28 protein-coding genes are annotated in these 25,286 nt (G+C 75.3%); 14 read left to right on the forward strand and 14 right to left on the reverse strand.

What is annotated here, in order from left to right; genetic code table 11:
- The first annotated feature begins 118 nt into the window (after positions 1 to 118).
- The 9 genes from ACWIX7_RS15230 to ACWIX7_RS15270 all read left to right on the forward strand — a co-directional run bounded on the left by ACWIX7_RS15230 (position 119) and on the right by ACWIX7_RS15270 (position 8,442).
- Positions 119 to 1,549 carry a glycosyltransferase gene (locus ACWIX7_RS15230; protein WP_448617290.1) on the forward strand — a complete coding sequence of 477 codons (1,431 nt, stop codon included), beginning with the start codon at positions 119 to 121 and terminating at the stop codon, positions 1,547 to 1,549.
- The gene (locus ACWIX7_RS15235) at positions 1,546 to 2,904 is read left to right on the forward strand and encodes an exosortase/archaeosortase family protein (RefSeq protein WP_448617291.1); all 1,359 of its coding nucleotides are present in this window, start codon (positions 1,546 to 1,548) and stop codon (positions 2,902 to 2,904) included. The genes ACWIX7_RS15230 and ACWIX7_RS15235 overlap by 4 nt, the downstream gene beginning before the upstream one ends.
- A complete protein-coding gene (locus ACWIX7_RS15240; RefSeq protein WP_448617292.1) occupies positions 2,901 to 3,941 on the forward strand; it encodes an ATP-grasp domain-containing protein in 1,041 nt (346 codons plus the stop codon). Before ACWIX7_RS15235 ends, ACWIX7_RS15240 begins: the two co-directional genes overlap by 4 nt.
- On the forward strand, positions 3,938 to 5,086 hold the full coding sequence (wecB, locus tag ACWIX7_RS15245) for a non-hydrolyzing UDP-N-acetylglucosamine 2-epimerase (RefSeq protein WP_448617293.1): 1,149 nt from the start codon (positions 3,938 to 3,940) through the stop codon (positions 5,084 to 5,086). The genes ACWIX7_RS15240 and wecB overlap by 4 nt, the downstream gene beginning before the upstream one ends.
- A complete protein-coding gene (locus ACWIX7_RS15250) occupies positions 5,083 to 5,820 on the forward strand; it encodes an HAD family hydrolase (protein WP_448617294.1) in 738 nt (245 codons plus the stop codon). Before wecB ends, ACWIX7_RS15250 begins: the two co-directional genes overlap by 4 nt.
- A 110-nt stretch (positions 5,821 to 5,930) precedes the next feature.
- Positions 5,931 to 6,461, forward strand: a complete 531-nt coding sequence (locus tag ACWIX7_RS15255; protein WP_448617295.1) for a hypothetical protein — start codon at positions 5,931 to 5,933, stop codon at positions 6,459 to 6,461.
- A gap of 115 nt (positions 6,462 to 6,576) precedes the next feature.
- Entirely contained in the window at positions 6,577 to 7,146 is a 570-nt protein-coding gene (locus ACWIX7_RS15260; protein WP_448617296.1) for a hypothetical protein, read from the forward strand.
- The gene (locus ACWIX7_RS15265; RefSeq protein ID WP_448617297.1) at positions 7,139 to 7,840 is read left to right on the forward strand and encodes a PIG-L deacetylase family protein; all 702 of its coding nucleotides are present in this window, start codon (positions 7,139 to 7,141) and stop codon (positions 7,838 to 7,840) included. The genes ACWIX7_RS15260 and ACWIX7_RS15265 overlap by 8 nt, the downstream gene beginning before the upstream one ends.
- 326 nt (positions 7,841 to 8,166) lie before the next feature.
- Positions 8,167 to 8,442, forward strand: coding sequence for a hypothetical protein (locus tag ACWIX7_RS15270; protein WP_448617298.1), 276 nt, complete (start codon positions 8,167 to 8,169; stop codon positions 8,440 to 8,442).
- Positions 8,443 to 8,511: 69 nt separating this feature from the next.
- On the opposite strand, the gene ACWIX7_RS15275 is transcribed toward ACWIX7_RS15270, so the two are convergent.
- Positions 8,512 to 9,510 carry a DUF2382 domain-containing protein gene (locus ACWIX7_RS15275; protein ID WP_448617299.1) on the reverse strand — a complete coding sequence of 333 codons (999 nt, stop codon included), beginning with the start codon at positions 9,508 to 9,510 and terminating at the stop codon, positions 8,512 to 8,514.
- 314 nt (positions 9,511 to 9,824) lie between these two features.
- On the opposite strand from ACWIX7_RS15275, the gene ACWIX7_RS15280 reads away from it, so the two are divergent.
- Positions 9,825 to 10,490, forward strand: a complete 666-nt coding sequence (locus ACWIX7_RS15280; protein ID WP_448617300.1) for a TetR/AcrR family transcriptional regulator C-terminal domain-containing protein — start codon at positions 9,825 to 9,827, stop codon at positions 10,488 to 10,490.
- Positions 10,491 to 10,499: 9 nt separating this feature from the next.
- Here the strand turns inward: ACWIX7_RS15280 and ACWIX7_RS15285 are convergent, their stop codons facing one another.
- The 8 genes from ACWIX7_RS15285 to ACWIX7_RS15320 all read right to left on the reverse strand — a co-directional run bounded on the left by ACWIX7_RS15285 (position 10,500) and on the right by ACWIX7_RS15320 (position 13,778).
- On the reverse strand, positions 10,500 to 10,853 hold the full coding sequence (locus tag ACWIX7_RS15285; protein ID WP_448617301.1) for an STAS domain-containing protein: 354 nt from the start codon (positions 10,851 to 10,853) through the stop codon (positions 10,500 to 10,502).
- A gap of 115 nt (positions 10,854 to 10,968) precedes the next feature.
- Positions 10,969 to 11,535 (reverse strand): alkaline shock response membrane anchor protein AmaP, encoded by a 567-nt coding sequence (amaP, locus tag ACWIX7_RS15290; protein ID WP_448617302.1) that lies wholly within the window; start codon positions 11,533 to 11,535, stop codon positions 10,969 to 10,971.
- Positions 11,532 to 12,062, reverse strand: coding sequence for a DUF6286 domain-containing protein (locus ACWIX7_RS15295; RefSeq protein WP_448617303.1), 531 nt, complete (start codon positions 12,060 to 12,062; stop codon positions 11,532 to 11,534). The genes amaP and ACWIX7_RS15295 overlap by 4 nt, the downstream gene beginning before the upstream one ends.
- Positions 12,063 to 12,075: 13 nt before the next feature.
- Entirely contained in the window at positions 12,076 to 12,489 is a 414-nt protein-coding gene (locus ACWIX7_RS15300) for an Asp23/Gls24 family envelope stress response protein (protein WP_448617304.1), read from the reverse strand.
- The gene (locus ACWIX7_RS15305; RefSeq protein WP_448617305.1) at positions 12,486 to 12,668 is read right to left on the reverse strand and encodes a hypothetical protein; all 183 of its coding nucleotides are present in this window, start codon (positions 12,666 to 12,668) and stop codon (positions 12,486 to 12,488) included. The genes ACWIX7_RS15300 and ACWIX7_RS15305 overlap by 4 nt, the downstream gene beginning before the upstream one ends.
- A gap of 29 nt (positions 12,669 to 12,697) precedes the next feature.
- Positions 12,698 to 12,952, reverse strand: a complete 255-nt coding sequence (locus tag ACWIX7_RS15310; RefSeq protein ID WP_448617306.1) for a hypothetical protein — start codon at positions 12,950 to 12,952, stop codon at positions 12,698 to 12,700.
- Positions 12,953 to 12,975: 23 nt separating this feature from the next.
- Positions 12,976 to 13,311 carry a hypothetical protein gene (locus tag ACWIX7_RS15315; RefSeq protein ID WP_448617307.1) on the reverse strand — a complete coding sequence of 112 codons (336 nt, stop codon included), beginning with the start codon at positions 13,309 to 13,311 and terminating at the stop codon, positions 12,976 to 12,978.
- Positions 13,308 to 13,778 (reverse strand): Asp23/Gls24 family envelope stress response protein, encoded by a 471-nt coding sequence (locus ACWIX7_RS15320; protein WP_448617308.1) that lies wholly within the window; start codon positions 13,776 to 13,778, stop codon positions 13,308 to 13,310. Before ACWIX7_RS15320 ends, ACWIX7_RS15315 begins: the two co-directional genes overlap by 4 nt.
- A gap of 278 nt (positions 13,779 to 14,056) precedes the next feature.
- Here ACWIX7_RS15320 and ACWIX7_RS15325 point away from each other — a divergent pair, with 278 nt between their 5' ends.
- A complete protein-coding gene (locus ACWIX7_RS15325; protein WP_448617309.1) occupies positions 14,057 to 14,764 on the forward strand; it encodes a hemerythrin domain-containing protein in 708 nt (235 codons plus the stop codon).
- A 112-nt stretch (positions 14,765 to 14,876) separates the two neighbouring features.
- Here the strand turns inward: ACWIX7_RS15325 and ACWIX7_RS15330 are convergent, their stop codons facing one another.
- Together ACWIX7_RS15330 and ACWIX7_RS15335 are read right to left on the reverse strand one after the other, a co-directional pair.
- Positions 14,877 to 15,920: a YihY/virulence factor BrkB family protein gene (locus ACWIX7_RS15330; RefSeq protein ID WP_448617310.1), complete on the reverse strand. Its 1,044-nt coding sequence runs from the start codon at positions 15,918 to 15,920 to the stop codon at positions 14,877 to 14,879.
- Positions 15,921 to 16,014: 94 nt separating this feature from the next.
- Positions 16,015 to 17,463, reverse strand: a complete 1,449-nt coding sequence (locus tag ACWIX7_RS15335) for an MFS transporter (RefSeq protein WP_448617311.1) — start codon at positions 17,461 to 17,463, stop codon at positions 16,015 to 16,017.
- Between the two features lie 189 nt (positions 17,464 to 17,652).
- Between ACWIX7_RS15335 and ACWIX7_RS15340 the strand changes: the two genes are divergently transcribed.
- Positions 17,653 to 17,835: a hypothetical protein gene (locus ACWIX7_RS15340; protein ID WP_448617312.1), complete on the forward strand. Its 183-nt coding sequence runs from the start codon at positions 17,653 to 17,655 to the stop codon at positions 17,833 to 17,835.
- A 263-nt stretch (positions 17,836 to 18,098) separates the two neighbouring features.
- On the opposite strand, the gene ACWIX7_RS15345 is transcribed toward ACWIX7_RS15340, so the two are convergent.
- Positions 18,099 to 19,892: an acyl-CoA dehydrogenase gene (locus tag ACWIX7_RS15345; protein WP_448617313.1), complete on the reverse strand. Its 1,794-nt coding sequence runs from the start codon at positions 19,890 to 19,892 to the stop codon at positions 18,099 to 18,101.
- Between the two features lie 249 nt (positions 19,893 to 20,141).
- Here ACWIX7_RS15345 and ACWIX7_RS15350 point away from each other — a divergent pair, with 249 nt between their 5' ends.
- Together ACWIX7_RS15350 and ACWIX7_RS15355 are read left to right on the forward strand one after the other, a co-directional pair.
- Positions 20,142 to 20,618, forward strand: a complete 477-nt coding sequence (locus ACWIX7_RS15350) for a hypothetical protein (protein WP_448617314.1) — start codon at positions 20,142 to 20,144, stop codon at positions 20,616 to 20,618.
- A gap of 58 nt (positions 20,619 to 20,676) precedes the next feature.
- Positions 20,677 to 21,837: a zinc-dependent alcohol dehydrogenase gene (locus tag ACWIX7_RS15355; protein WP_448617315.1), complete on the forward strand. Its 1,161-nt coding sequence runs from the start codon at positions 20,677 to 20,679 to the stop codon at positions 21,835 to 21,837.
- A 165-nt stretch (positions 21,838 to 22,002) separates the two neighbouring features.
- Here the strand turns inward: ACWIX7_RS15355 and ACWIX7_RS15360 are convergent, their stop codons facing one another.
- Positions 22,003 to 24,651, reverse strand: a complete 2,649-nt coding sequence (locus ACWIX7_RS15360; RefSeq protein ID WP_448617316.1) for a DHA2 family efflux MFS transporter permease subunit — start codon at positions 24,649 to 24,651, stop codon at positions 22,003 to 22,005.
- 23 nt (positions 24,652 to 24,674) lie between these two features.
- On the reverse strand, positions 24,675 to 25,193 hold the full coding sequence (locus ACWIX7_RS15365; RefSeq protein ID WP_448617317.1) for a MarR family winged helix-turn-helix transcriptional regulator: 519 nt from the start codon (positions 25,191 to 25,193) through the stop codon (positions 24,675 to 24,677).
- Positions 25,194 to 25,286: the final 93 nt, after the last annotated feature.

Consider the following 25,286-nt stretch of genomic DNA (forward strand, 5'->3'; position numbering starts at 1 on the left):
GCCGGCTCCTCGAGGAGGGGCGGGTCGCTTCGGCTCAAGGCCGACTCCCCCGTGCCGATGAACTGAACGGTGGGGTCCGCGCTCCGCCGCAGGTCGCACGGGCGGGGAGGTGAGGGCGGTGGTCCGCGGTACGACCACGCGCGGCACCGCGGCCCCGTCGGACGCCGCCGTCCCCGTAGCGGACCCGCACGCCGGCCGGCCCGAGGGCCGGCCGCTGGTCCTGCTCTCCTACGTCTGCGGCTTCACCCTGGCCGCCCTCTTCCACGGCCTCGACGAGACCCTCGGCGTCGTCGGCGGCGTGCTCAACGTCGTCTTCGGCGTCTACTTCTGCCGGCACCTCGCTTTCGCCGTCGCCGCCGCCCGCTGGGCCGAGCAGGACATGCTCGCCGCCGACGTCGGGCTGTCGAGCTGGACGCCGTCGGTCGCGGTGTTCGTCGGCTGCAAGAACGAGGAGCTCGTCGTCGACGGGATGGTCACCGCGCTGCTCGCGCTGGACTACCCGGCCGACCGGCTCACCCTCGTCGTGGTCGACGACGGCTCCGACGACACCACCGGCGCCCGGCTCGACGCCTGGGCCGACCGGGAGCCGCGGTTGCGCGTGCTGCACCGCCCGCCGGGCTCCGGCGGCGGCAAGTCCGGCGCGCTCAACGACGCACTGCACCTGGTCGACGCCGAGATCGCCGTCGTCTTCGACGCCGACCACGAGCCGGACCCGACGGCGCTGCGGCGGCTGGTCCGGCACTTCCGCGACCCGGTCGTCGGCGCGGTGATGGGGCGGTGCGTCATCCGCAACGGCCGCGACTCGCAGATGGCCTCGACCGTCTTCGTCGACTTCCTCTCCGGCTACCTGGTCAACGAGTACGGCCGGCAGGCGCTGTTCGAGCTGCCGGCGTACGGCGGCGCGAACTGCGCGGTCCGCATGTCCACGCTGCGCGGCCTCGGCGGGTGGAACCCGCACACCGTCACCGAGGACACCGACCTCACGCTGCGCGTGCTCATGGCCGGCCAGCGCGTCCGCTACGACCTCTCCGCCGTCGACTTCGAGGAGGCGGTGGTCAGCGCGCAGCGCTTCTGGAAGCAGCGGTACCGGTGGGCCCGCGGCCACCAGAAGTGCTTCCGCGACTACTGGCGCCCGCTCATGCGCTCGCCGCACCTGAGCCTGGTCGAGAAGGTCGAGACGACGCTCTTCCTGCTCGTCTACCACGTGCCCCTGCTCAGCGGGCTCGGCTTGGTGCTCACCGTGCTGCGCGCCTTCGGCATCGGCGACCTGCCGGTCGTGGCGCTGCTGCCGCTGTCGATGCTGCTGTTCGTCGGCCCGCTGGCCGAGCTCTCCGTCGGCCTGCTGATCGGTCGGGTGGAACGGCGCTCCGCGTGGCGGCTGCTGGGCTTCCTGCCCGCCTTCGCGCTGTCCATCTGGATCACCACGCGCGCCTACGTCGACGGCATGCTCGGCCGCCCCTACACCTGGGTGAAGACCTCGCGCTCGGGTGCGACCTCGACGGTGCGGGTGGACCCGCCCGTGGTGGCGCCGGCCGGGGCCGGGTCGTGACCGCGGCCGCGGCCGTGCCGGCCGACGCACGGGGCCGGCACCGGCAGGGACGCCGTCCCCAGCGCAGCGGCCGGCGACTGGTCCCGGTGCTGTTCGACCTGGCGCTGGCGGTGGTCATCTGCGCCCTCGGCTTCCGCTACGGCGCGGGCTTCCTGCAGGTGCACGAGGCCCGCTGGGCCGCCGACGTGCTGGACCTGGTCGGCGTCGACTCGGTGTCGTCGTCCCTGGAGCGGCACGTCCTGGTGTTCCGCCCCGACGGCGAGATCATCCTGGCCGAGGTCACCGAGTCCTGCTCCTCGATCCTGTCGGTGCTCGGCCTGACCGCGCTGACCGCCGTCGTCCTGCGCGGCCGACGCCAGCACGCCGTCGCCGGGCTCGTCGTCGCCGTCGCCGCGCTGCTGGCGCTCAACCACCTGCGGCTGGTCGGCTCGACCGTCGCCGGCCTGGTGTGGGGGACGCCGGCGCTGGTGCTCTTCCACGACTGGGTGGGCACCGTGTGGAACCTGGCCGCGACGCTCGGCGGCTTCCTGCTCATGGTCTGCATCACGCTGCCGACCGCCGAGCGCGCCGAGCAGGACGTCGCGGGGCGGCACACCGCCCGCCGTCCCGACAGCTGGGCGCGCCCGGGCCTGGGCTACCGGCTCGACGACGACGACGTGCGCGCCGCCGCCCGGCGGTTCAACCTGACCGGCCTCATGTACCGGTACGTGCTGCCGACGCGGGTCGCCCGGGGGATGGGCGCGCGCCGGGAGGCCGGGCGCATCGACTACCGGATCGGCCACCTGCCCTCCGCCGAGCGGGCCGCGCGGGTCCGCGCGCTGGTCGCGGACGGGCTGGGCGCGCACGCCGCCTCCCTCGTCGCGGTGGCGACCTACGACGACGACCCGACCGTCCTCGACGCGCTCGCCACCTCGATCGCCGCGCGCCAGTGGGAGCCGGTGACCAACCAGCGGGTCGCCGCGCTGCGGCTCTGGGCGCGCGGCTGGCTGCTCCAGCACCCGGAGCGGGACGCCGTCCCGGAGTCCGCGCGGGAGCACGCGGCGGCGCCGGAGAGGCAGACCGTGCCCGTGCCGCCCGTGCCCGTGGCCGTGCCGCTGTCGCCGCTACCCCCGCCCGCGCCGGTGCGGCTGCCCCCGCCGCCCATGCCCGCGCCTCCACCACCCGTGCCCGTGCCCGAGCCCCTGCCGCCCCTGCCGCCGCTCGTCCGGGTGCCCGAGCCCGCAGTCGGGCCGGACGACGAGGAGCCGCCGACCGAGCGGCTGCCACGGCTGCCCGTCCGCACCGGCTCGCGTCCGCCCGTGCCGACGCAGCGGCGCCCTCACACCCCCGCCCCGACGACCCAGGACGACCGATGAGCCCCTCGCTGCCCCAGCCCCGCCCGCCCGCGGTCCCGTCGCCGTCCGCCGGCGCCGCCGTGCTCGTCACCGGCGCCGGCGGCCCCGCCGGCGTGGCCGTCGTCCGCCGGCTGGTCGCCCTCGGCCACCGGGTCGTCGCCGGCGACGCCGACAGCGCCGCGGCCGGCGGTGCGCTCGCCGACGTGGCCGTCACGCTCCCGCGCGGCGACCACCCGCGCTTCGTCGAGGCGCTGGTCGGCGTCTGCACCACCCACGGCGTCGACGCGCTGGTCAGCACGGTCGCCGAGGAGCTGCCGCTCCTGGCCGCCGGCGCCGACCGGCTGGCCGCGGCCGGCGTGGCCACCTGGCTGCCGGACGCCGTCGCCGTCGACGTGTGCTGCGACAAGGCGGCGTTCGCGCGGGCCATGGCCGCCGCGGGCGTGCCGCACCCGGCGACCGCGGCGGCCGCCGACGAGGTCGCCGGCGTCCCGGGTCCGTGGGTGGTCAAGCCGCTGGCCGGCCGCGGCAGCCGCGACGTCCGGCTGCTCGACGACCGCGCGCTCGTGGTCGGGGCGCTCCGCGAGGACGCGGGCCTGATCGCCCAGACCCGGCTCACCGGCCGCGAGTTCACCGCCGACGCCCTGGTCGACCGCGACGGCACCGTCCGCGTGGTGGTGCCGCGCTGGCGCGAGGAGACCAAGGCCGGCATCTCGGTCAAGGGCCGCACCTTCGCCTCCGACGCGGTCGCCCGGGTCGTCGTCGCCGCGCTGGCCGTGGTGGAGCTGACCGGGCCGGCCAACGTGCAGGGCTTCGTCGCCGACGACGGCACCGCGACCGTCGTGGAGATCAACCCGCGCTTCTCCGGCGGGCTGCCCCTCACCCTCGCCGCCGGGGCGGACCTGGTCAGCGCGTACCTGGCCGGCGTCCGCGGTGAGCCGCTGCCGGAGCTGTCGTTCCGGGCGGGCGTCGCGATGAGCCGCTACTTCGCCGAGACCTACAGCAGCGAGGACGGCAGCCCCGTCGTCGACCCCTGCGCCCCGGTGGCGGTGACGGCATGAGCCGCACCCGGCACGTGCTGGTGCCGTTCGGCACCCGGCCCGAGGTGGTCAAGCTGGCGCCGGTCGTCCGGGCGCTGACCGACGCCGGGCACCGGGTCAGCGTGGTCGACACCGGCCAGCACACCGACCCGAGGATGGGTGCCCAGCTGCAGGCGGCGCTCGGGCTGACCCCGGGGCACCGCTTCGCGCTGCCGGCCGATCCGGCCGAGCGGGCCGGCGCGCTGCACGCCGACGCGTTCCGGGCGCTGCGCCTCTCCGAGCCCGACCTGGTGCTCGCGCTCGGCGACACCAACACCGTGCCGGCCTACGCGCTGGCCGCCCGCGCCGCCGGGGTGCCGTTCGCGCACCTGGAGGCCGGGTTGCGCAGCCTCAACCCGCGCAGCGTCGAGGAGGTCAACCGGCGGGTCGCCGCGGCCACCGCCCAGCTGCACTTCGCGCCGACCAAGCGGGCGGCGGCCTTCCTCGCCGACGAGGGGGTCCCCGCCGAGCGGGTGTTCGTCGTCGGCAACCCCGTCATCGACACCCTCGTCGCCCGCGGCGTGCCGCGGGTGCCGGTGGCCGAGCGCGCCGGCGTGCTGGTGACCGCGCACCGCCCGACCAACGTCGACGACCCGGTCCGCCTCGCCCGCCTCGTCGGCGTGGTGCGGGCGCTGGCCGAGCAGCTCGGCCCGGTCACCTTCCCGGTGCACCCCCGCACGGCCGCCCGCCTGGAGGCCAGCGGGCTCGGCGCGCAGCTGGAGCACCCGGGCGTCACGCTGACCGGTCCGGTCGGATACGACGTCCTGCTGGGCGCGCTGGCCTCGGCACGGCTGGCGGTGACCGACTCCGGCGGCATCCAGGAGGAGGCCGCCCACCTCGGTGTGCCGGTGGTGGTGCTGCGCGGCTCGACGCCGCGCTGGGAGGGCGTGGAGGCCGGGACGACGACGCTCGCCGGCCTGGCCGACGACCGCGCGGCCGCCGCCGTGCTGTCCGCCGCGGCCGGGCACACCAGCCCCGAGGGCCAGGAGCGGGCCGCGACGGTGCCGTGCCCGTACGGCGACGGGACGACCGGGCCACAGGTGGCGGCCGTCCTCGCCGACGAGCGCACCGACGCCCTGCTGGCCCTCGACGAGCCCGACTTCACCGACGGCCGGCTGCCGTGGTGACCGGCTGGGCGGGGGCGGGTTGGGACGGGCCGTCGCCGCTGGGCGTCGTCGTCGACCTCGACGACACGCTCTACCCGCAGGCCGACTACCTGGCCTCGGCCGCGGCGGCGGTCGGGGTGGCGGCCGGGCGCGCCGGGCTGGACGGCGCCGCGGTGCACGCCGCGCTCCGGCGGGAGCTGGCCGCCGGCTCCGACACCGGCGGGACGATCGACCGGGCGCTGCTCGCCGTCGGCGTCCCGGCGTCGTCGCTGGCCGGGCTCGTGCCGCCGCTGGTGGCGGCGTTCACGCAGCACACGCCGCCTCGGCTGTCGCCCTACCCGGGCGCCGAGGACGCGTTGCGCGCGCTGGCCGCGGCCGCACCGCTGGCCTGCCTGACCGACGGCAACCCGGCGATCCAGGCGGCGAAGGTGGCCGCGACCGGGCTCGGTCCGCTGCTGCCGGTCGTCGTCGTCACCGACGCCCTCGGCGGTCGCGCCGTCCGCAAGCCGCACCCGGCCGGCCTGGTCGCCGTCGCCGCACGGCTCGGCCTGCCGCCGGAACGGCTGCTCGTCATCGGCGACCGGCCCGGCAAGGACGTCGCCGTGGCGGCGGCCGTGGGTGCGCGGGCGATCCGGGTCCGGCAGGGGGAGTACGCCACCGCGCCCGACGAGCCGCGCGCCTGGGCCGTCGTCGACACGTTCCCGGCAGCCGCCGAGCTGGCGCTGTCCGTGCTGGGGGCGCTGGCCCGGGGCTGACGCCACCCGTCCGGGTGGATGTGACCCGCTGGTGCTCCGGGAACGGCCCGGACCTGCCGATGCGTCCCCGACGGGCGGGCCGGCCGCCCCGGACGCGAGGACCCCGAGACATGGACCGCAGGTCATCGACGGTGCGGCAGCTCCGCTCCCGTGCGACCCGTGCCGCCCTGGTGGCGCTCATCGTGCTGGCGGGGCTGCTCGCCCTGCCCGGCACCGCGTCCGCGAAGGGGACCGTGGTGCCGCTGCTGGACTGCGTCGTGGCCAACCGCGACGGCTCCTGGACCGCCGTGTTCGGGTACGAGAACACGTCGGGCTCCCCGGTGCGCATCCCGACGGGCGCACGGAACAAGGTCACCCCGGTTCCCTACGGCAGCCCGCAACCCACCACCTTCGAGCCCGGGACGCACCACGGCGCGTTCACGGTCACCGTCCCCCGTGGTGCCGGCCCGATGTGGCACCTGGACGGCACCAACCTCGCCGCGCGCCTCGGCCCGGCGACGGCCTGCCCGCCGTCGACGGAGCTGCCGGAGGAGGGCAACGGGACCGGGCCGGCGATCGCCCTGGTGGTGGCCGGGCTGGTCGGCGCCGTGGTGGTGCAGCGGGCACGGCGCCGGGCGCCGGCCGGGCGCGGCGATGCGTAGCCGTCGTCCCACCCCTCGGGGTGAGGTGTGGCTGCCCGGTCTCCGGAGACGGCCGGGACCTGCCGATGGGACGACGTCGGGCGGGTCGGCCGCCCCGAGCTCGAGGACTCAAGTCATGGACGGCCCTCCGAGGTCTTCGACGGCACGCCGCCTGCGCGCGCGTGCCTCCCGCGGCGCCCTGGTCGCGGTCATCGCCCTGATCGGGCTCGTCGCGGCGCCGGGCACGGCCTCGGCTGCCGCCACGTACACGGTCAAGCCGGTCCTGAACTGCTACGAGGAGAACGCCGACGACAGCTGGACCGTCGTGGTCGGCTACGTCAACAGCTCGCGCAAGACGGTCGACATCCCGCGCGGCGCCCACAACCAGGCCTACCCGTCGAAGTTCGCGTCGCTGCCGCCGACCTCGTTCAAGCCGGGCACGGTCAACGGTGTGTTCACCGCGGTGGTGAGCCTGTCGGACCTGTACTCCGGCGCGCGCTGGGTGCTCGACGGCTACACGCTGGACTACCGCGCCGCCGCCTCCTCCTCGCAGGTCTGCCCGTCGTCGACGGAGCTGCCGGCGCAGGGGAACGGCCTCGGCCCGACCATCGGGCTGGCGGTCGCCGGCGTCGTGGGCGCGGTCCTGGTGCACCGCGCCACCCGGCGCGCCCGCGCCCTCGGAGGCGGGGGTCGGGACGATGCGTAGGGTCCTCGCGGTCGGGGCGCACCCCGACGACATCGAGCTCGGCTGCGGCGCCACGCTGCTGGCGCACTCGGCGGCCGGCGACGCCGTCACCATGCTGGTCATGACCGGCGGCGAGAACGGCCCCGGGGACGACGAGGTGGTCGTCGGCCGGCGTCGCGAGCAGGAGGCGGCGGCCCGCATCCTGGGCGCCCGGCTGCTGTGGGGCGGTCAGGTCGACTGCACCGTCATGCCGGACGCCGCCACCGTCGCGGTCGTCGAGCGGGCGATCAAGGAGACCGAGGCCGACGTCGTCTACGTGCACGCGCCCGACGACAGCCACCAGGACCACCGCGCCGTCGCCGCCGCGACCCTCTCGGCGGCCCGCCGGCTCTCGAGGGTCATGCACTACCAGAGCCCGTCCACGCTGACGTTCTCCCCGACGACGTTCGTCGACGTGACCGCCTACCTCTCCGGCAAGCTCGCCGCCCTGGGCGCGCACGTCTCGCAGGTGGAGATGTCGGCGATGGTGGAGCCCGACGCGGTCGTGGCCTCGGCCCGGCACTGGGGCGCCCAGGCCCGGATCGGCTACGCGGAGGCCTTCGCGCCGACCCGCCTCGTCATCGACCTGACGCCCACGCCGCGGCGCGCCGCGGAGGAGGTCCCGGACACCCTCCGGCTGACCCTGCCGGCCTCCCTGGGGGCCAACGCGCGCTGACGCTGAGCACCTCGCACGAGCCCGGTGGTCCGGGCCGGTACCCCCGGCCCCGACCACCGGGCTCGTCGCGTTGCGCATCCCGCTCGTGTCGGCTGCCGCGCTCCCCGTCGGGCGGTCAGTCGCGCGGTAGCGCCGGGGCCGGGAAGGACGGTAGGGGGACGGTCACCCGCCGACGCCGGCCGCGGCCGGTGACGACCGGGTGCGACGCCGATGAGGGCGTTCCCATGTCGGCGGGACACGCCGGGCGACGCGGGTGCCGGCTGCCCGTGGCGGGTAGCTGCGCCCCGCAGTGGCCGCGCAGCACCGTGCGGCCCCGACGGAGGGAGATGCCCGTGCCCGAGGTACCGCAGCCGGTCACCGACAACAGCGTCAAGGTCCGCCAGCTCACCCACTACCAGTTCAGCTGGGTCGCCGGGGAGCCCGGGAAGCCGGGCACCTACACGCTGCAGCTGGTCCTGGACCAGGGCGCGTGGGAGGAGGTCCTGACCCTGGACCCGGACGACGCGGACAACCTGCAGGACCTGCTGACCAACACCGGCACGGTGCACTACGACATCGAGCGCCGGGTGCTGATGTTCGGCGTCACCCCGACCGGGAGCTGACCCTCCCGGGACACGACGAGGCCCCGCCGGCGCATCGCGCCGACGGGGCCTCGTCGTGTGTTGCTGCGGTCAGCGGCCGATCCGGCCGTCGTCGTCGCGGTCGAGGGTGTCCTTGGCCTTCTGGGTGAAGCTGCGGTCGTCCCCACCGGTCACGCCGGTGCCCTGGGCGCCGTCGACCTCGATCTCCTCCTTGCGGACGTCGGCGGCCACCCGCTCCTGGTCGGTGACGGTCTCCTTGTCCAGCCGCACCCGCTCGACCGGCACGGCCTCCTTCTCCACCACCGGACGCTCGGCGTGCAGGGTGACCTCGTGCTCCTCCTCGGAGATCGCCGGGCCGTCCAGGGCGTTGCCGACGTTGGCGTCGGTGATCGGCTCGCGCTCGACCCGCACCTCCTCGCGGGAGACCGGCACGGTCTCGGTGACGTTCTCGGTGACCACGTACTTGCGCAGCCGGGCCCGGCCGACCTCCTCGGAGCGGGTGCCCACGTTCAGGCGCTCCTCCGAGCGGGTCATCGCGTTGTCCGTGGTGGGACCGGAGACGTCCCGGCCGACGACGCCGGCCTCGCCGGTGTGGTCGGGGCGCCCGTCGCGGTCGCGGTCGCGGTCGGTCCCGGCCAGACCCGCGGTGCCGGCGGTGCCCGCCATGCCGGCGGTCCCAGCCGTGCCCGTCGTCTCGTCCCGGTCGGTGTGCCCGGTGCCGGCCATGCCCGCGGTGCCGATGTTCCCGGCCGTCGTGGTGTCGGTCGTCCCCTGGCCGGAGCCGAGCCCGTAGTAGCGGTAGAGCTCCTGCTCCTCCTGCGGCGACAGGTGCCCGTCGGTGTCGATCTTCGGCGCGTCCTTGACCTTGGCCTTGTCATAGGGGAAGCGCAGCGTGTCACCGGAGAGGTCGGCCTGGGCCAGCGGCACGAAGGTCTCCTTGGTGCCGAACAGACCGGTGTTCACGGTGGCCCACTCGGGGCGGCCGGTCTCGTCGTCGAGGTAGACCTCGCTGACCTTGCCGATCTTGTCGCCGTCGGCGTCAACCGCGGTGGTGCCGATGACCTGCTGGATCTGCGTCTCGGTGATCATGCTGCTCCTGTCCAGTGTCGAGGGAGGGCTGCGGGTCCGCAGCGCCGTCCGTTGGCGCACCGTCGTGCAGGCGCTGGGAACTCGGTGCCCACCGTGCTTACGACGTAAACACAGGTCCGCTGCGGGAGGGCGGGACGGTGGCCCCCCGGACCGACCCGAGCGGCGTACAACGGGAGGACGGACGGCGACGGGAGGCGGGCGTGGCGGACGACGCTGCTCCTCCTGGTGCTGTGCCCACGGACGGGCAGCCGCACACGCGCGCGCTCCGTGCATCCCCGCCGGGGACGGCCCGGACGCCGCTCGACCGTCGCCGGGTGCTCGCCGCGGCCATCGAGTTCATCGACGAGCACGGGCTCGAGGCGCTCACCATGCGCCGGATGGGTGCCCACCTGGGCGTCGAGGGGATGGCGCTGTACCGGCACGTCACCGGCCGGGAGGACCTGCTCGACGGCGTGGTGGAGCTGGTCGTCGACGAGCTCTACGGCGACCCGGAGGTCTACCTGGCGCCGCAGCACGGCTGGCAGGACTACCTGCAGCGGCTGGCGCACGGGGTCCGGCGGATCGCGCTCGCCCACCCGGCCCTCTTCCCGCTGATCGCGACCCGGCCGCCGGCCGCGCCGTGGGTGCGGCCGCCGCTGCGCAGCCTGCGCTGGCTGGAGTCCTTCCTCGACGCGCTGACCGGTCACGGCTTCAGCGACGAGGCCGCGGTCGCCGCCTACCGGGCCTACACCGGCTTCCTGCTCGGGCACCTGCTGCTCGAGGTCGCGCAGCAGGGGGTGCCGATCACCGCGCTGGACGACCCGGAGGGTGCGCCGGACGCCGGGGAGCAGTCGTTGGCCGACTTCCCGCTGGTGCGCCGGCTCGCGCCGCTGCTGTCCGAGGACGAGTCCGCCGCGGAGTTCGAGGAGTCGTTGGAGAACCTGCTCGAGCGCCTCCAGCGGGTGCTCCGCGAGTCGCGGCGTCCCGGCTCGACCACCTGAGCCGCGCGGTCAGCCCGCCACGACGTCGAACAGGCCGGCCACCCCGATCAGGCGCAGCACCCGCAGGACCGCCCGCGAGGGGTTGCGCAGCTCGGGTCGCCCGCCGGCCCGGCGGTGCGCGTCGGTCTCCCGGACCAGCAGCACCACCCCGGTGGAGTTGAGGAAGGCGGCGGCGGAGGCGTCCACCGCCACCACCGGGCCCAGCGGCGCACCGTCCTGGCCGGGTGCCGGCCGGTCGGCGTCCCAGCGGGCCACGGTGGCGGTGTCGACCTCGCCCCGCAGGTGCAGGACGACGCCGTCGGCTCCGCGTTCCAGCCAGACGGCGCCCGGCGGGTGGGGTGGCGGCGCGGCGCTGGGGTCCACGGGTCCTCCGGGTCAGGACGTGCTGCTCGGCGCGTGCGGTCCACAGGGTGGACGGCGCTCGCGCGGAGCGGGAGGGGTTCCCGGGCTCCCGGTTCCCTCCCGGTGTGCCCCGGGCTCAGCGCAGGCCGCGGCTGCCCGAGCGGCGGCCGGGCCGCAGCTCGATGTCGACCGGCAGGTCCGGGTCGTCGACGGCCTGGCGGGCGTGGGCGACCACCCGGTCCTCCAGCGTCCGGCGGACCTCGGCGACGTCGGCGTGGTCGGCCAGCTCGACGGCGACGGTGAGCGTGCGGTCGCGGGCCTCGACCAGGCGGGCGGAGGCGCCGACGACCCCGCGCAGCGACTGCGCCTCCTCCTCGACGGCCGCGGTGAGGGCACCGGCGTGGACGACGGTGCGCCCCTCGCGGTCGTCGCGGGTCAGGTCCAGGCGGGTGACCCGGTCGGTGTGCAGCTGGGCGAGCAACCAGCGCAGCGCCAGCAGCGCGACCAGCAGGCAGACGCCGGCGACGGCCCACCAGAACCAGGGCTGCTCGTCCTCGAAGCGGCGGGCCGACCCGGGCAGCACCGGCGGCGGGTCGCCGAAGGCGCCGAAGCTCGCGGCCAGCCCGACGGCACCGCCGCCGAGCGACAGCAGCCCGAGCAGGGCCAGGACGGTGCGGTTGGCGGTGTCGACGCGGCGGCTCATCGGCCGGCCCCCTTCGAGACGGTGACGCGGGGCCGCAGCGTGCCGGCGAGACCGAGCTCCTCCAGCCGTTCGGTGACGGCCTGGGTCACCCGGGACTGCAGGTCCGCGGGGTCGCGCAGCGCCGTGGCCGCCCGCACCCGCACGGTGCGGCGGCGCGCCTTGACCTGCGCGTCCCGGACGCCGTCCGGCCGGGACGCGGCGGCGCGCAGCGTGCGCTCCAGGCCGCGCCGCGAGGCCGTCGTCCGCACCGCCTCGACCCGTGCGGGCAGCGGCAGCGCGCCCGGGCGGCCGCGGCGCAGCGCGAGGACCAGCAGCACCAGCCCGAGCACGACCGCGCCGATCAGCGCGGCACGGACGACGCCCGAGGCGAGCGTCTGGTTGCTCAGCCAGGCCGTCCAGTCGGGGTGCGGCACCAGCCACGGCTGTCGGTCGAGCGCCGCTAGGACGATCTCGACGACGGCCAGCAGGCCGCCGAGCAGGAGGGCCAGGGCCAGGAGGGTGGCCAGGACCCGGTTCACCACGGTCATCGCCGTCCTCCCCTCACTGCACGCGCCGCGCGGGCGCGGTGGCGGTCGCGAAGTCCACGACGTCCACGTCGACGTGGGCGACCTCGACGTCGGTGATCCGGCGGACGTCCTCACGGACCCGGGCGCGCAGCGCCTCGGTCACCCGGCGCACCGACTGCGGCCAGGCGACGGCGATGGTCGCCGTCACGGTGGCGACGTGCCCGTCGACGGTGGCGCGGACGGCGGCCTCGGCGTCCGCACGGGCTCCGCCGACGGAGATGCCGAGCAGCCGGCGCGGCGCGGCGGCGGCGCCGTCGACCTGGGTGGCGGCGTAGCCCGCGACCCGCTCGACGACGCGCTCGGCGACGGTCAGCCGGCCGCGCTCCTCGGGCGGGGTCGCGTCGGGGGCGCTGTCGGTGGTCCCGGCGCCGGCAGCCAGCGCCGTCACCGGCCCTGCCCCCGGCCGCCCAGGTAGGGCGTCAGGTCGAGCTGGCCGGAGACGACCTTGCCGACGAGGGAGCCGATCACGCCGAGGACGGCCGTGCCGACGAAGGCGTCGAACCCGCCGATCACCCAGGCGAGGCCGAGCAGCAGACCGGTGAGCAGACCCACCACGGTGGGGGGCATGGCGGTACCTCCAGGGAGAGCGGAGCGGCTCACACGACGCGGCGTGGAGCGGTGGAGCGGCGCGACCAGCGCTGCCACCAGGCGAGCAGCCGGCGCGGGCCGCGGGGACGGCGTACGAAGCGGACCTCGGGGCCGGCCGGACCGGGGGTCCCTGCCGACGAGGGGGACTCCCAGGCCCGCAGCGTGCGCGTGAACTCCTCGGCGTCGCCGCCGAGGTCGGGGTGGTGCCGGCGGAGGGCCGCGCGCCGCCGGCGTCGTTGCTCTGGGGACAGGGGCGACGGCACGGCGCGGGCTCCTCCCGGGTCGGTCAGGCGGAGGGGCCCGGCGGCAGGGCCGGCTGTTCCTCGTCGGCCAGTTGCAGGTCGGCGACGAGCACGTCGACCGGCCGGCCGCCGGCCAGGGGCGCGACCCGGGTGCGGACCTGGTCGGTCAGGACCGCGATCGGGACGCCCCGGGCGACGACGACGCTGACCGTCACCCGGTCGTCGGTCACCTGGTCGCCCTCGACCCGGCGGCCGGGCAGCAGCGTGACGACCAGGCGCAGGCCCCCGGCGTGCAGGGCGGCCACTGCCGGCGCGGCGCGCACCGCGGCGGCGATGGCCTCCGCGTCCGGGGTGGCCGCGGTGCTGGCGCCGGAGGTCACTGGACCCGCGCAGGCTCCTGCGGACCCTGGTCGTCGGTCGGTAGGTGGATGTCGTTGACGGCGATGTTCACCTCGGTGACCTGCAGTCCGGTCATCCCCTCGACCGCGTTGATCACGTTGCGGCGCACGGAGCGGGCGATCTCGGCGATCGGTGCGCCGTACTCGGTGACGACGTCGAGGTCGACGGCCGCCTGCTTCTCGCCGACCTCCACCGCCACGCCCTGGCCGGCGGTCTGCGTGGCGCCCGGGATGCGCTCGCGGAGGGCGCCGAAGGCGCGCGCCGCGCCGCCGCCGAGGGCGTGCACGCCGGAGACCTCGCGGGCGGCGAGCCCGGCGATCTTCTGGACGACGCCGTCGGCGATGGTGGTGTTGCCCTGGCTGGTCTGCAGCGCCGAGGGGGAGGCCTGGCTGAGAGCGGTCGAGGTGGTGGTGCTGCTGCCGGTGGTGGTGCTCGTCGACTGGGTCATCGATCAGGGCCTTCCTCGTCTGCGTTGCGGGTGACCTCCGACCAGTCCCCACGGCTTTTCTCATGCGAACAACAAGATCGGGCACAACCGTGTCGCGGGGCTCCGACCCCGCCCCACCAGGCGGCCGTGCGGTCGGTCCGGACGATGAGGTGTCGTCGAGGTCCTGCCGCAGCTCCGTCGCCCGAGCCGGGCGCCTCGACGGAGAACGGCCGCGCGCATGCCGGTGACCTCCAGCGGGCAGGAGAGCGACCCGCAGTCGCCACCGGGAGGTACCTACCGTGAGCCGTTCCATAGCCGACCAGTCGGTCGAGGAGCTCGGGGGGGCGGGCAGCGTCCTGGTCCGCCAGCGTCGTGACCACATCCAGCTGGACCGGCTCCTGCGCGAGCTGGACGGCACCACCGGCCGTGAGCAGGAGGAGGTGCTGACCCGCATCGACCGCCTGGTGTTCAGCCACGCATTCGCCGAGGAGAGCGTGCTCTGGCCGGTGATCCGCCGGGTCCTACCCGACGGCGAGGAGCTGACCCTGCGCATCGAGGAGGAGCACCAGGAGGTCAACGAGCTGGTCAGCGAGCTCGAGACGCTCGGGCACGACGACCCGCGGCGCGCGCAGCGGCTGTCCCGGCTCGTGGAGGTGCTGAACGAGGACGTCCGCGACGAGGAGGACGTGCTCTTCCCCCGGCTGCAGGAGTGCCTCGACCCGGAGGAGCTGCAGGCGCTGGGCCGCCGCTGGGACCTGGTCCGCCGCATCTCGCCGACCCGGCCGCACCCGACGGTGTCCCGCCGTCCGCCGGGCAACGCCCTCTCGGCGCTGCCCCTGTCGGTGCTCGACCGCAGCCGCGACGTCGTCGACGCGGTCGTCCGCCGCGCCCCCGCGAGGCTGGCCCCGGTCGGCCAGGCGGTCAGCTGGGGGCTGGCCGGGCTCGCCGGCCTGGTCGAGCGGACCCCGCCGGCCCGCCGCGGCGAGCGTCCGCCGACCTCGCGCTAGACCGACACGACGACGGTCCCCTCCCGATCGGGAGGGGGCCGTCGTCGTCGTGGAACGGCCACCCCTCAGGGTCCCGCGCCGAGCTCGCGAGGCGTGGGGGGAAGGGCGGTCCTCAATGCGTGTGCCGGTCCTTCGGCTCGGCGCGGGCGTCCAGCTGGATCTCCTTCTCCGCCAGCGGCACGCCGTCCTTGAGCTCCTTGGTGCGCTCGATCTCGGCGTCGAGCTCGATGCCGAACAGCAGCGCCAGGTTGGTCAGCCAGAACCAGACCAGGAAGACGATCACGCCGGCCAGGGCGCCGTAGGTCTTGTTGTAGCTGCCGAAGTTGGCCACGTAGAAGGCGAACAGCGCCGAGGCGGCCGCCCAGACCAGCAGTGCCACGGCGGCGCCCGGGCTGGTGAAGCGGAAGCCGCGCAGCTTCACGTTGGGGGTCGAGTAGTAGAGGACGGCGATCATCAGCGCGACGATCACGACGACGACCGGCCACTTCGCCCAGCTCCACACGGTCACCACCGCGGGAGGCAGACCGATGGCCCCGGCGACGGCGTCGACCACCGGGCCGCTGAGCACCAGCATGGCCACGACCAGCGCAGCGAACAGCACGCCGATGAGCGTGACCAGCAGCTGCAGCGGCTTGAGCTTCCAGACCTTGCGGCCCTCGGGGGTCTCGTAGACCACGTTGGCCGCGCGCGTGAAGGCCCCGACGTAGCCCGACGCCGACCAGATGGCGGCGGCGAGGCCGAGGACCAGACCGAAGCCGACCGGCGCAGTGTTGCCGGCGAGCTGCTCGACCACCGGGGTCAGGGTGCTGGCCGCCTGCTGGGGCACGACCGCGGTCAGCGCCTCGGTGAGCCGCTGCGGGTCGGTCAGCAGGCCGACGATGGACAGCATCGCGATCAGCGCGGGGAACAGTGCCAGGGTGCCGTAGTAGGTGAGCGCGGCCGCCCAGTCGGTGAGGTTGTCCTCGCTGAACTCCTTCAGCGTCCGCTTCAGCGTGCCGCCGGTCGTCGGCTGCTTGTCCGCGCCCTGCGGGGCGTTGTCGAGCCGGGTCTCGTTGACCTTGGGGTCGTCCGGAGCGGGGTCACCGGTGGTGTTGCCGGTGAAGCGGGTCTCGTTCGCGGCGGTGCCGCTGCCGCGCGGGCCGGTGGAGCGGGCCATCGTCAGTCCTCCGGGGTAGGGGCGTCCCGCTGTTGGTGCCCACGGTGATCGTGGTCCATGCCCGCCGCCGGTGTGTCGCGACCGCTCCGTGACCTCAGCGGCCGCCGGGCACCGCGACCGTCCCGGTCTGCTCGGCCGCACCCCGACGTCCCCGGCCGGCCAGGGTCACGGCGACGACGGCGGCCGCGCTGCCCGCGCCGACGAGGGCGACCGCGGTGAACGACCCCGCCGTGGGGAACCCGGTCGCGGCTCCCGTGCCTGCGGCGAGGACCGCGACGGTCACCGTGCTGCCCACCGCCTGCCCGACCGACCGCGCGATGGAGTTCACCGCGTTGGCGACACCGGTCTCCTCGGGGCGGACGGCGGCCACCACGAGCGCGGGCAGCGCCGCGTAGGCCACGGTCACCCACAGCTGGGTGAGCAGCCCGGCGGCGACCACCTGCGCCGGGGTGTCGCGCAGCACCGCGAACAGCAGGAAGCCCGCCAGCCCGCACACCGCGCCCACGCCCAGCGTGGTCAGCGCGCCGACCCGGGCCACGATGCGCCCGGCGACCGGCCCCAGCAGGACGCCGGCCACCCCGCCGGGCAGGAGGTAGACGACCGCGGCCTCGAGCACCGAGGCGCCGAAGCCGTACCCGGCGGCCCCGGGCGGCGTCTGCACGTACTGCAGGACGACGAGGAAGGAGGCGAACAGGCCCACCCCGGTCAGCAGCCCGGCGAGGTTCGGGACGACGATCCGCGGGTCGGCCAGCAGGCCCGGGCGGACCAGCGGCTGGGTCCGCCGCCGCTGCAGCAGCACCCAGCCGGGCAGGACGACCGCCGCCCCGGCCAGGCAGCCCAGCGTCCCCGGCGACGTCCACCCCCACGCATTGCCCTGCGACACCGGCAGCAGCAGGAGCACCAGCCCCGCGGCCAGCACGGCGGCGCCGGCCCAGTCGACCCGGCCGGACCCGGTGGCCGGGCGGCGGGGGAGGACGACCGCCGTGAGCACCAGGGTGACCAGGCAGACGACCAGCCCGATCCAGAAGGGACGGTGGTAGTCGCCGCCGTCCCGGGTCAGCACCCCGGCCGCCACCAGGCCCACCACACCGCCCACCGCGAGCGTGCTGCTCACCACCGACATGGCGACGTCCAGCCGGGCGGCGGGCAGCTCGCGGCGCAGCACGCTGATGGCCAGCGGGAACAGGCCGTAGGAGGCGCCCTGCAGCACCCGGGCCACGAGCAGCAGCGGCAGCGAGGAGGTGACCAGCGCCAGCAGCGTGCCGACCGACATGGCCGCGAGGACGCCGAGCGCCACCGGGCGCTCGCCCCAGGTGTCCCCGAGGCGGCCCAGCACCGGCGTGGCGACGGCGGCGGCGAGCAGGTTGGCCGTCAGCACCCAGCCGGCGGCGTTGGCCGAGACCCCGAGCTGCGTGCCGATCGCCGGCAGCAGCGGGACGACGAGGCTCTGCATGAGCGACAGCGCGGTCGTCCCCAGCGCCAGGACGGCGACCAGCACCACCGGCCGCGGCCCGCGTCGCTCGTCGACGGCGGGGCGGGACACCCGGGGATCAGACCACGCCCGGTGCCACCCGGCGCGCCTGCCCGGCTGCGTGGGGTCGGTCACACCCCATCACCACCGCCCCACTCGACGATTGAGACGGCGGTCGGGTGGGGTATTCCCGCTGCAACGACGTGCCACGGGGGGCCTTCGACCCTCTGCGGCGACCTGCTGCACAAAGGGGTTTGACTGATGGTGCTGTGGCCGGCCGTGACCCTCCTCGGGTTCCTGGTCCTGACCGCACTGGTGATCGGCTTGGGCACGTCCTCGACGGCGCGCTACGAGCAGGAGCAGCGTGCCGCGAAGGCCGTCCCGGCCCGCCCGGCCACCACCCGGACCGCGACCGGCGAACCGGTGGGTGTCCGCGCCGCCTAGTAGCGGGACCCCCCCGCCCTTCGTAGGACAGGACCCCCCCACCCTTCGTAGGAGGACCCCGTCCTGCCCACCCTTCGCAGGCTCAGGGCGGGGCCCGGGACGGGGCCAGCGGGCCCCTGAACGGTGGCTGTTCCAGCACCTCACCAGCGCGCCCCGCGCCTCCTCGGAGTCGCGGGGCGCAGCCGTGTCCGTGCCCCGCCGTGGCACCCACCGGCTCTGTCCAGGGCCCGCTCCGAACCTGCGAGGGCCGGGGGGTCCTCCGCCTAGAGCCAGGCCCCGTCGGTGCCGAGGACGGTGCGGTCCAGCGACTCGAGCAGGTCGAACTGGGCGCGGGTGCGCGGCAGCTCCCAGCGCCAGAAGTAGCGGGCCGCCGCGCGCTTGCCCTCGTGGAAGGCGTCGGAGGAGCCCTCGCAGGCCAGTGCCTGCTCCAGCCACAGCCAGCCGACCACCAGGTGGCCGGCGGCCTCCAGGTAGACGCTGGCGTTGGCCAGCGCCAGGTCCGGGTCGCCGGTGCCCCACAGCGTGGCGGTCACCGCGCCCATCCGGGCGACGGCGGCGTCGAGGTCGGCGGCGAAGCCGGCCCACTGCGTCCCCGCGGCGCGGGCGGTCGTCGCGGTGATCGTCTCCCCGAGCAGCCGCAGCCCGGCGCCGCCCTGGGCGACCACCTTGCGACCGAGCAGGTCCAGCGCCTGGATGCCGTTGGTGCCCTCGTGGATCGGGTTGAGCCGGTTGTCCCGGTAGAACTGCTCGACGGGGTAGTCGCGGGTGTAGCCGTAGCCGCCGTGCACCTGGATCGCCAGGTCGTCGGCGACCGGGCCCCACTGCGAGGGCCAGGCCTTGGCGATCGGCGTCAGGGTGTCGAGCAGCAGGTGGGCGCGGGCGCGCTCCTCCTCGGTCTCGGCGGTCTGCTCCTCGTCGACGAGGCGGGCGCAGTACAGCCCCAGGGCCAGGCCGCCCTCGGCGTAGGACTTGGCGGCCAGCAGCATCCGGCGCACGTCGGGGTGCTCGATGATCGGCACCGCCGGCGAGGACGGGTCCTTGGCCGCCGCAGGGCGGCCCTGGGTGCGGGTGCGGGCGTACTCGAGGGCGTGCAGGTAGCCGGTGTAGCCGAGCACGGTCGCGCCCATCCCGACGCCGATCCGGGCCTCGTTCATCATGTGGAACATGTAGGTGAGGCCGCGGTGCGGCTCGCCCACGAGGTAGCCGACGGCCCCGGGCCGGCCGCCCGGGGTGTGCACGCCCTCGCCGAAGTTCAGCAGCGTGTTCGTCGTCCCCCGGTAGCCCATCTTGTGGTTCAGGCCGGCCAGGACGACGTCGTTGCGCTCTCCGAGGGTCCCGTCCTCGTTGACGAGGAACTTCGGGACGATGAACAGCGAGATGCCCTTCACCCCGGGCGGGCCGCCGGGGATCTTGGCCAGGACCAGGTGGACGATGTTCTCGGTCAGCTCGTGGTCGCCGCCGGAGATCCACATCTTGTTGCCGGTCAGCCGGTACGTGCCGTCGTCCTGCGGCACCGCCCGGGTGGTGATGTCGGCGAGCGAGGAGCCGGCCTGCGGCTCCGACAGCGCCATCGTGCCGAACCAGCGGCCCTCGATCTCCGGGCGCACGTAGGTGTCGATCTGCTCCCGGCTGCCGTGCGCGAGCAGCAGCCGGGCGTTGCCCATGGTGAGGAACGGGTAGGCCGACGTCCCGACGTTGGCCGCCTTGAACCAGGCGAAGACCGCCTGGCCGACGACGTGCGGCAGCTGCATGCCGCCGTACTCCTCGTCGAACTCCCCGGCCATCAGCCCCGCCTCGACGAAGACGTCGAGGGCCTGCTTCACCTCGGGGACGAGCACGGCCTTGCCGTCGACCATGTGCGGCTCGTTCTCGTCGGCCTTGCGGTTGTGCGGCGCGAAGTGCTCGGTGGCGATCTGCTCGGCCAGGTCGAGAACCGCGTCGAAGGTCTCCCGGGAGTGCTCGGCGTAGCGCGGGCGCTTCAGCAGGCCCTCGACGTCCAGCCACTCGTGGAGCAGGAAGTCCAGGTCGCGGCGGGACAGGATCAACGACGAGCGCACGACGCCTCCGCAGCGGTTCGGCAGGGACCCGGGTTCCGTCCGCCCGGTGTCGCCACAGTAGGACGTCATGGGGACGGCGGGCCGCGGGCCCGCGGTGGCCGGCCTCGGCCCCGCGCCGTCCCCCGGGTCGACCCCGTGCTCGACAGCGGGGGGGCGGGACGGACGGACGGTTCCGGTCCGGACGATTGGCCCCGTCGGGGTCCTGGGTAGCCCGCGGCCTCCAGACGTCGATGCCCAGGAGGACGCGTCATGGCCGTGCCCAGGTTGCTCGACTCCCTGCGGGGAGCCGCCACGGGAGCAGGAGGAGCGTTGCTCGGCCGCCTCCAGCACGTGCGGCTGCCCGGCCTGGGGCAGTCGTCGGTTCCCGAGGACCCCGAGACCGCCGCCCGCCGCTGGCGCGCGGTCACCGTGCTGTGCTCGCCGGAGCAGGTGGGCACCGGTGCGGACCTCCCCGCGCCGCTGGCCGCGCTCGGCGACCGCGTCGAGCTGCGCATCACGCCGGCGCCCGGCGACCGCGGAACCGAGCTCGCCGCGCGCTACCGCGACCGGCCGTCGGACGACGACCTGCGTGCGCTGCGCGCCGCGCTCCGGGAGACCAAGCAGCTGATCGAGGTGGGCGAGGTGCTGCGGGTGGACCCCGCGCCGCACGGCGTCCGCAAGCCGACGCCGCAGGGCGCGGCGCTGGAGGGCGCGACGGCTCGCGCCGGGGGAGAGGGTGTGCTGTGAGCGGCTGTGGGATCGTGCCGGCTTCGCCGGCCGGGAGCGAGGGGGCATCGTGAGGGCCGTGACCTGGACCGGGGTCAACGAGGTCTCGGTGGAGACCGTCCCGGACCCGCAGATCCTCAACGACCACGACGTCATCCTGCAGGTGCGCCGGACCACCACCTGCGGCTCGGACCTGCACCTGCTCGGCGGCTACATCCCGTTCATGCGGGCCGGCGACGTCCTCGGTCACGAGTTCATGGGCGAGGTCGTCGAGGTCGGCAGGGGGGTGCGGGACCGGAAGGTGGGCGACCGCGTCGTCGTCAACTCCTTCATCGCCTGCGGCACCTGCTGGTACTGCAAGCAGGAGCTCTACAGCCTCTGCGACAACGGCAACCCGAACCCGGGGATCACCGAGTCGCTGTGGGGCCAGAGCCCGGGCGGCTGCTTCGGCTACTCGCACGCGATGGGCGGCTGGGCCGGCAGCCACGCGGAGTACGTCCGGGTCCCCTACGCCGACGTCGGCGCGTTCGTCGTCCCCGAGGGGGTGAGCGACGAGCGGGCGCTGTTCGCCTCCGACGCCGTCTCCACCGGCTGGATGGGCGCCGACCTGGCCGGCACGAAGCCGGGGGACGTCGTCGCCGTCTGGGGCGCCGGCGGGGTCGGCCAGATGGCGGCCCGGGCCGCCATGCTGCTGGGCGCGGAGCGGGTGTACGTCATCGACCGCCTGCCCGAGCGGCTGGCCCAGGTCCGCGAGCACGTCGGCGCCGAGACGATCGACTACTCGCGCACCGACGTCCTGGCCGAGCTGCGCGAGGTCACCGGCGGCCGTGGCCCCGACGTCTGCATCGAGGCGGTCGGCATGGAGGCGCACAGCTCCGGCATCCAGGGCGCCTACGACCAGGTCAAACAGCAGCTGCGGCTGCAGACCGACCGGCCCTCCGCCGTCCGGGAGGCGATCCTGGCCTGCCGCAAGGGCGGCAGCGTCTTCGTGCTCGGCGTCTTCGCGCTGATGGTGGACAAGTTCCCGCTCGGCGCGATGATGAACAAGGGCCTGACCGTGCGCGGCGCCCAGGTGCACGGGCAGCGCTACATGCCGCGGATCCTCGAGCACATGGCCCGCGGCGAGCTGACCACCGAGCACCTGGCCACCCACGTCCTGCCGCTCGAGGAGGCGCCGCGGGGCTACCAGATGTTCAAGGACAAGAGCGACGGCTGCGTGCGGGCGGTCTTCACGCCCTGACCCTCCGGGGCCCGCTCGTCGGGCGACGCGCGGGCCAGGCGCGGTCGACACCGGGCCGCTGCCGTGTCGCGGTGGGCTCCCTCCCGCCGCCCGTGGACCGGACCGGCGGCAGGGGATGGCGGTGTCCCGCGGTGTCCGACCACCGAGCAGGACGAGTCCCGGGGGTCAGCGCCGGCCAGGGGTGACCGGCTGGCTGCCGGTGTCGGTGTCGTCGGCGGCGTCGGGCCGGACCGCGGGCTGCGCGACCGTCGCCGGGTCGACCCGGGACGCCGTGTCACCTGCGGGGTCCTCGGGCAGCCGCTCGAGCGGCCGGCGGGTCTCCACCAGCCGGCCGGTGAGCTCGTCGCGCATCGCACGGACGGCCGCCGCGGAGGCCTCGGCCTCGCTGATCAGCCGGGCGGCGTGCTCCTCGGCCGCGGCGACCCGCTGGCGGGCGGCCTCGGTCGCGGAGCGCTCCCGCTCCTCCTCCAGGCGGGCGGCCTCCTGGCGGCGCGCCCGCCGGGCGACCTCGAAGTCCTGCTCGACCTTGGCCCGCCGGGCCTGCGACTCGGCGTCGAGCCGGGCGACCTTCTCCTGGGCCTCGGCGACCAGCTCGTCGGCGCGGATCTGCGCCGCGCTGGCGATCTGCTCGGCGTTCTGCCGGGCCTCGGCGATCATCCGGTCGACCTCGGCCTGACCGGCGGCGTGCCGCTCGTGCATCGCCCGCTCCTCGGCGGCGGTGTGCTCCCGCAGCGCCTGGGCCTCCTGCTCGGCGGCCCGACGGATCTCCGCGGCCTCCTCCTCGGCCAGCCGCAGCAGGTGCTGGATGCGCTCGCTGATGTTCTCGAGGGTCGGCGGCCCGGACGATGCCACCTGGGGGCGCAGCTGGTCGATCTCCGCGTGCAGCGCCGAGATCTGGTCGGCGAGGTCGGACCAGCGGCTCATCGCCGCGTCGCGGTCGGCCATCGCCACCTGGATGTCGGCCTCGAGGCGCTCGATCGTCTCGGCCACCTGGTGCCGGTCGGAGCCCCGGAGCACCACGTCGAACGAGTGCTGGGCCCCGTGCTTCGGCTGCCCGTCGCGGTGGGGATCGGCCGTCTCGGCGTCGCCAGGGCGACCCACCGGCGGGGCGGTGGACGTCGGGGCCGCGGCGCCGACCGCCTGCGTGGGCTGACCGGCCGGCTCGTCGGCGGACGGCTCACCCGCGGTCTGCCGCGCCGCCTCGCGGGCGGCCTGGATGCCGGACTTGTTCGACAACGCCAGCTGCGGCAGGAACAGGAACACGAAGAACCCGATCGCCGCCACGACCGCGGCGATGAGGAACACCAGGTCGATCGAGGTGGAGAACCCGGTCTTGAACGGCAGCGCCAGGAACGACGGCAGCCCCTGGATGAACGAGGTGTCCGAGAGGTCGCCGCCGGCCTGCAGCTGACCGCTCTGCAGCGCCTGCGCGACCCGCGGGTCCGTGGCCGCCGCCGACGTCACCGACTCCTCGATCTCCACCGGGAGGCGGCTGAACAGCACGGAGAGGAACGCGGCGGTGCCGATCGTGGCGCCCATCTGACGGAAGAACGTGACCGAGGAGGTGGCCACGCCCATCTGGCTCGGTGGCACGGCGTTCTGCACCGCGAGCACCGCGGGCTGGAAGTTGAAGCCCAGCCCCACGCCAAGCAGGACCATGAACGGCACCAGCACCCAGATCGACGTCTCGGCGCCGACGACGAAGGACAGCGACAGCAGGGCGGCGGCCATCAGGCTGGTGCCGGCCAGGGGGAAGACCTTGTACTTCCCGGTCTTGGAGATCGTGATGCCCGAGCTCATCGCGCCGATCATGATCCCGGCGACCAGGGGGATCATCTGCAGCCCGGCGACGGTGGCGCTGGAGCCGTGCACGATCTGCAGGTACTGGGGGAGCAGCAGCAGACCGCCGAACATGGCGGCGCCCACCACCACGCTGCCGCTGCTGGCGACGGCGAAGCTGCGGTTGCCGAACAGCCGCAGCGGCAGCAGCGCCTCGTCGCCGAAGGCCCGCTCGGCCACCAGGAAGAGGGCGAGGCCGACGGCACCGACGACGTAGCAGAGCAGGGCCCGGCCCGACGTCCAGCCCCAGACACGGCCCTGCTCGGCGACGACGAGCAGCGGCACGACGAAGGTGATCAGCGCCAGCGCCCCGGGCCAGTCGATCCGGTGGTCCCGGCGCACGTGCGGCAGGTGCAGCACCCGGTACACGGCGGCGAAGGCCAGCATCCCGAGGGGCACGTTGATCATGAAGATCCAGCGCCAGCCGGTCAGCCCCAGCAGCGAGGACTGGCCGGCGAGGAAGCCGCCGATGACCGGGCCGAGCACGCTGGAGGTGCCGAAGACGGCCATGAAGTAGCCCTGGTACCGCGAGCGCTCCCGCGGCGGCACGATGTCGCCGATGATCGCCAGGGCCAGCGACATCAGGCCACCGGCGCCGACGCCCTGGAGCGCCCGGTAGGCGGCCAGCTGGTACATCGTGTCGGCGATGCCGCAGAGCACCGAGCCGACGACGAAGACCCCGATCGCGAACAGGTAGAACGGCCGTCGTCCGTAGATGTCGGAGAGCTTCCCGTACAGCGGGGTCGAGATCGTCGACGTGATGAGGAAGGCCGTCGTCGCCCACGCCTGCAGGTCGTAGCCGTCCAGGTCGTCGGCGATCGTGCGGATCGCGGTCGCGACGACGGTCTGGTCGAGCGCCGCCAGGAACATCGCGACCATCAGCCCGGCGATGATCGTGAGGATCTGCCGGTGGGTGAAGGCGCCGTCCGCGCCCGGTGCGGAGGCCGCCGCTCGGGCGCCGCTCCGCTCTGCCACGCGGGCGCGGGTGCTGTGCGTCATCACTTCTCTCTCGGTCGGGCGGCGCCTGGCACGGCGGCGGGTTCGGTGGGCAGTGACGCGGTGAGGTCGTCGAGGAGGCGGCCGAACAGCCGGGTGAGGGCGGTCAGCTCCGCGGTCGGCCAGTCGGCGGTGGCCGCGGCGAGGTGGGCCTCCCGCTCGGCCCGGACCTGCTGCAGTGCGGCGGAGCCGGCGTCGGTGACGACGAGACGGCTGGCCCGCCCGTCGGTCTCGTCGGCGACCCGCTGGACCAGCCCCTGCTCGATCAGCGAGGACACGTGCCGGCTGACCGTCGACGGGTCGGCGTGCACGAGCTCGGCCAGCGTGCTCTGCCGCAGCGGGCCGAGCCGCTCGAGCGGGAACAGCAGGACCAGCGCGGCGCGGCCCTCGGTGGCCTGGTGCGCCTTGAGGGCGTGCACCAACCGCATGAAGCGCGGCAGCTGCTCGCCGAGCGTGCGCAGGTCGGCGAGCCGGTCGTCGCCGGGCGTGGCGGGGTCGGGCACCCGAGCGCGTGACGGCACGGCGGTCTCCAGCGGACAGGGGACGGAACGCATGCACCGTACAAGCTGTTGTACGGATCAAGCAAACAGTTGTACGGCCCATGCAAGTGAGGC

It is taken from the genome of Geodermatophilus sp. URMC 65, from assembly GCF_053502545.1.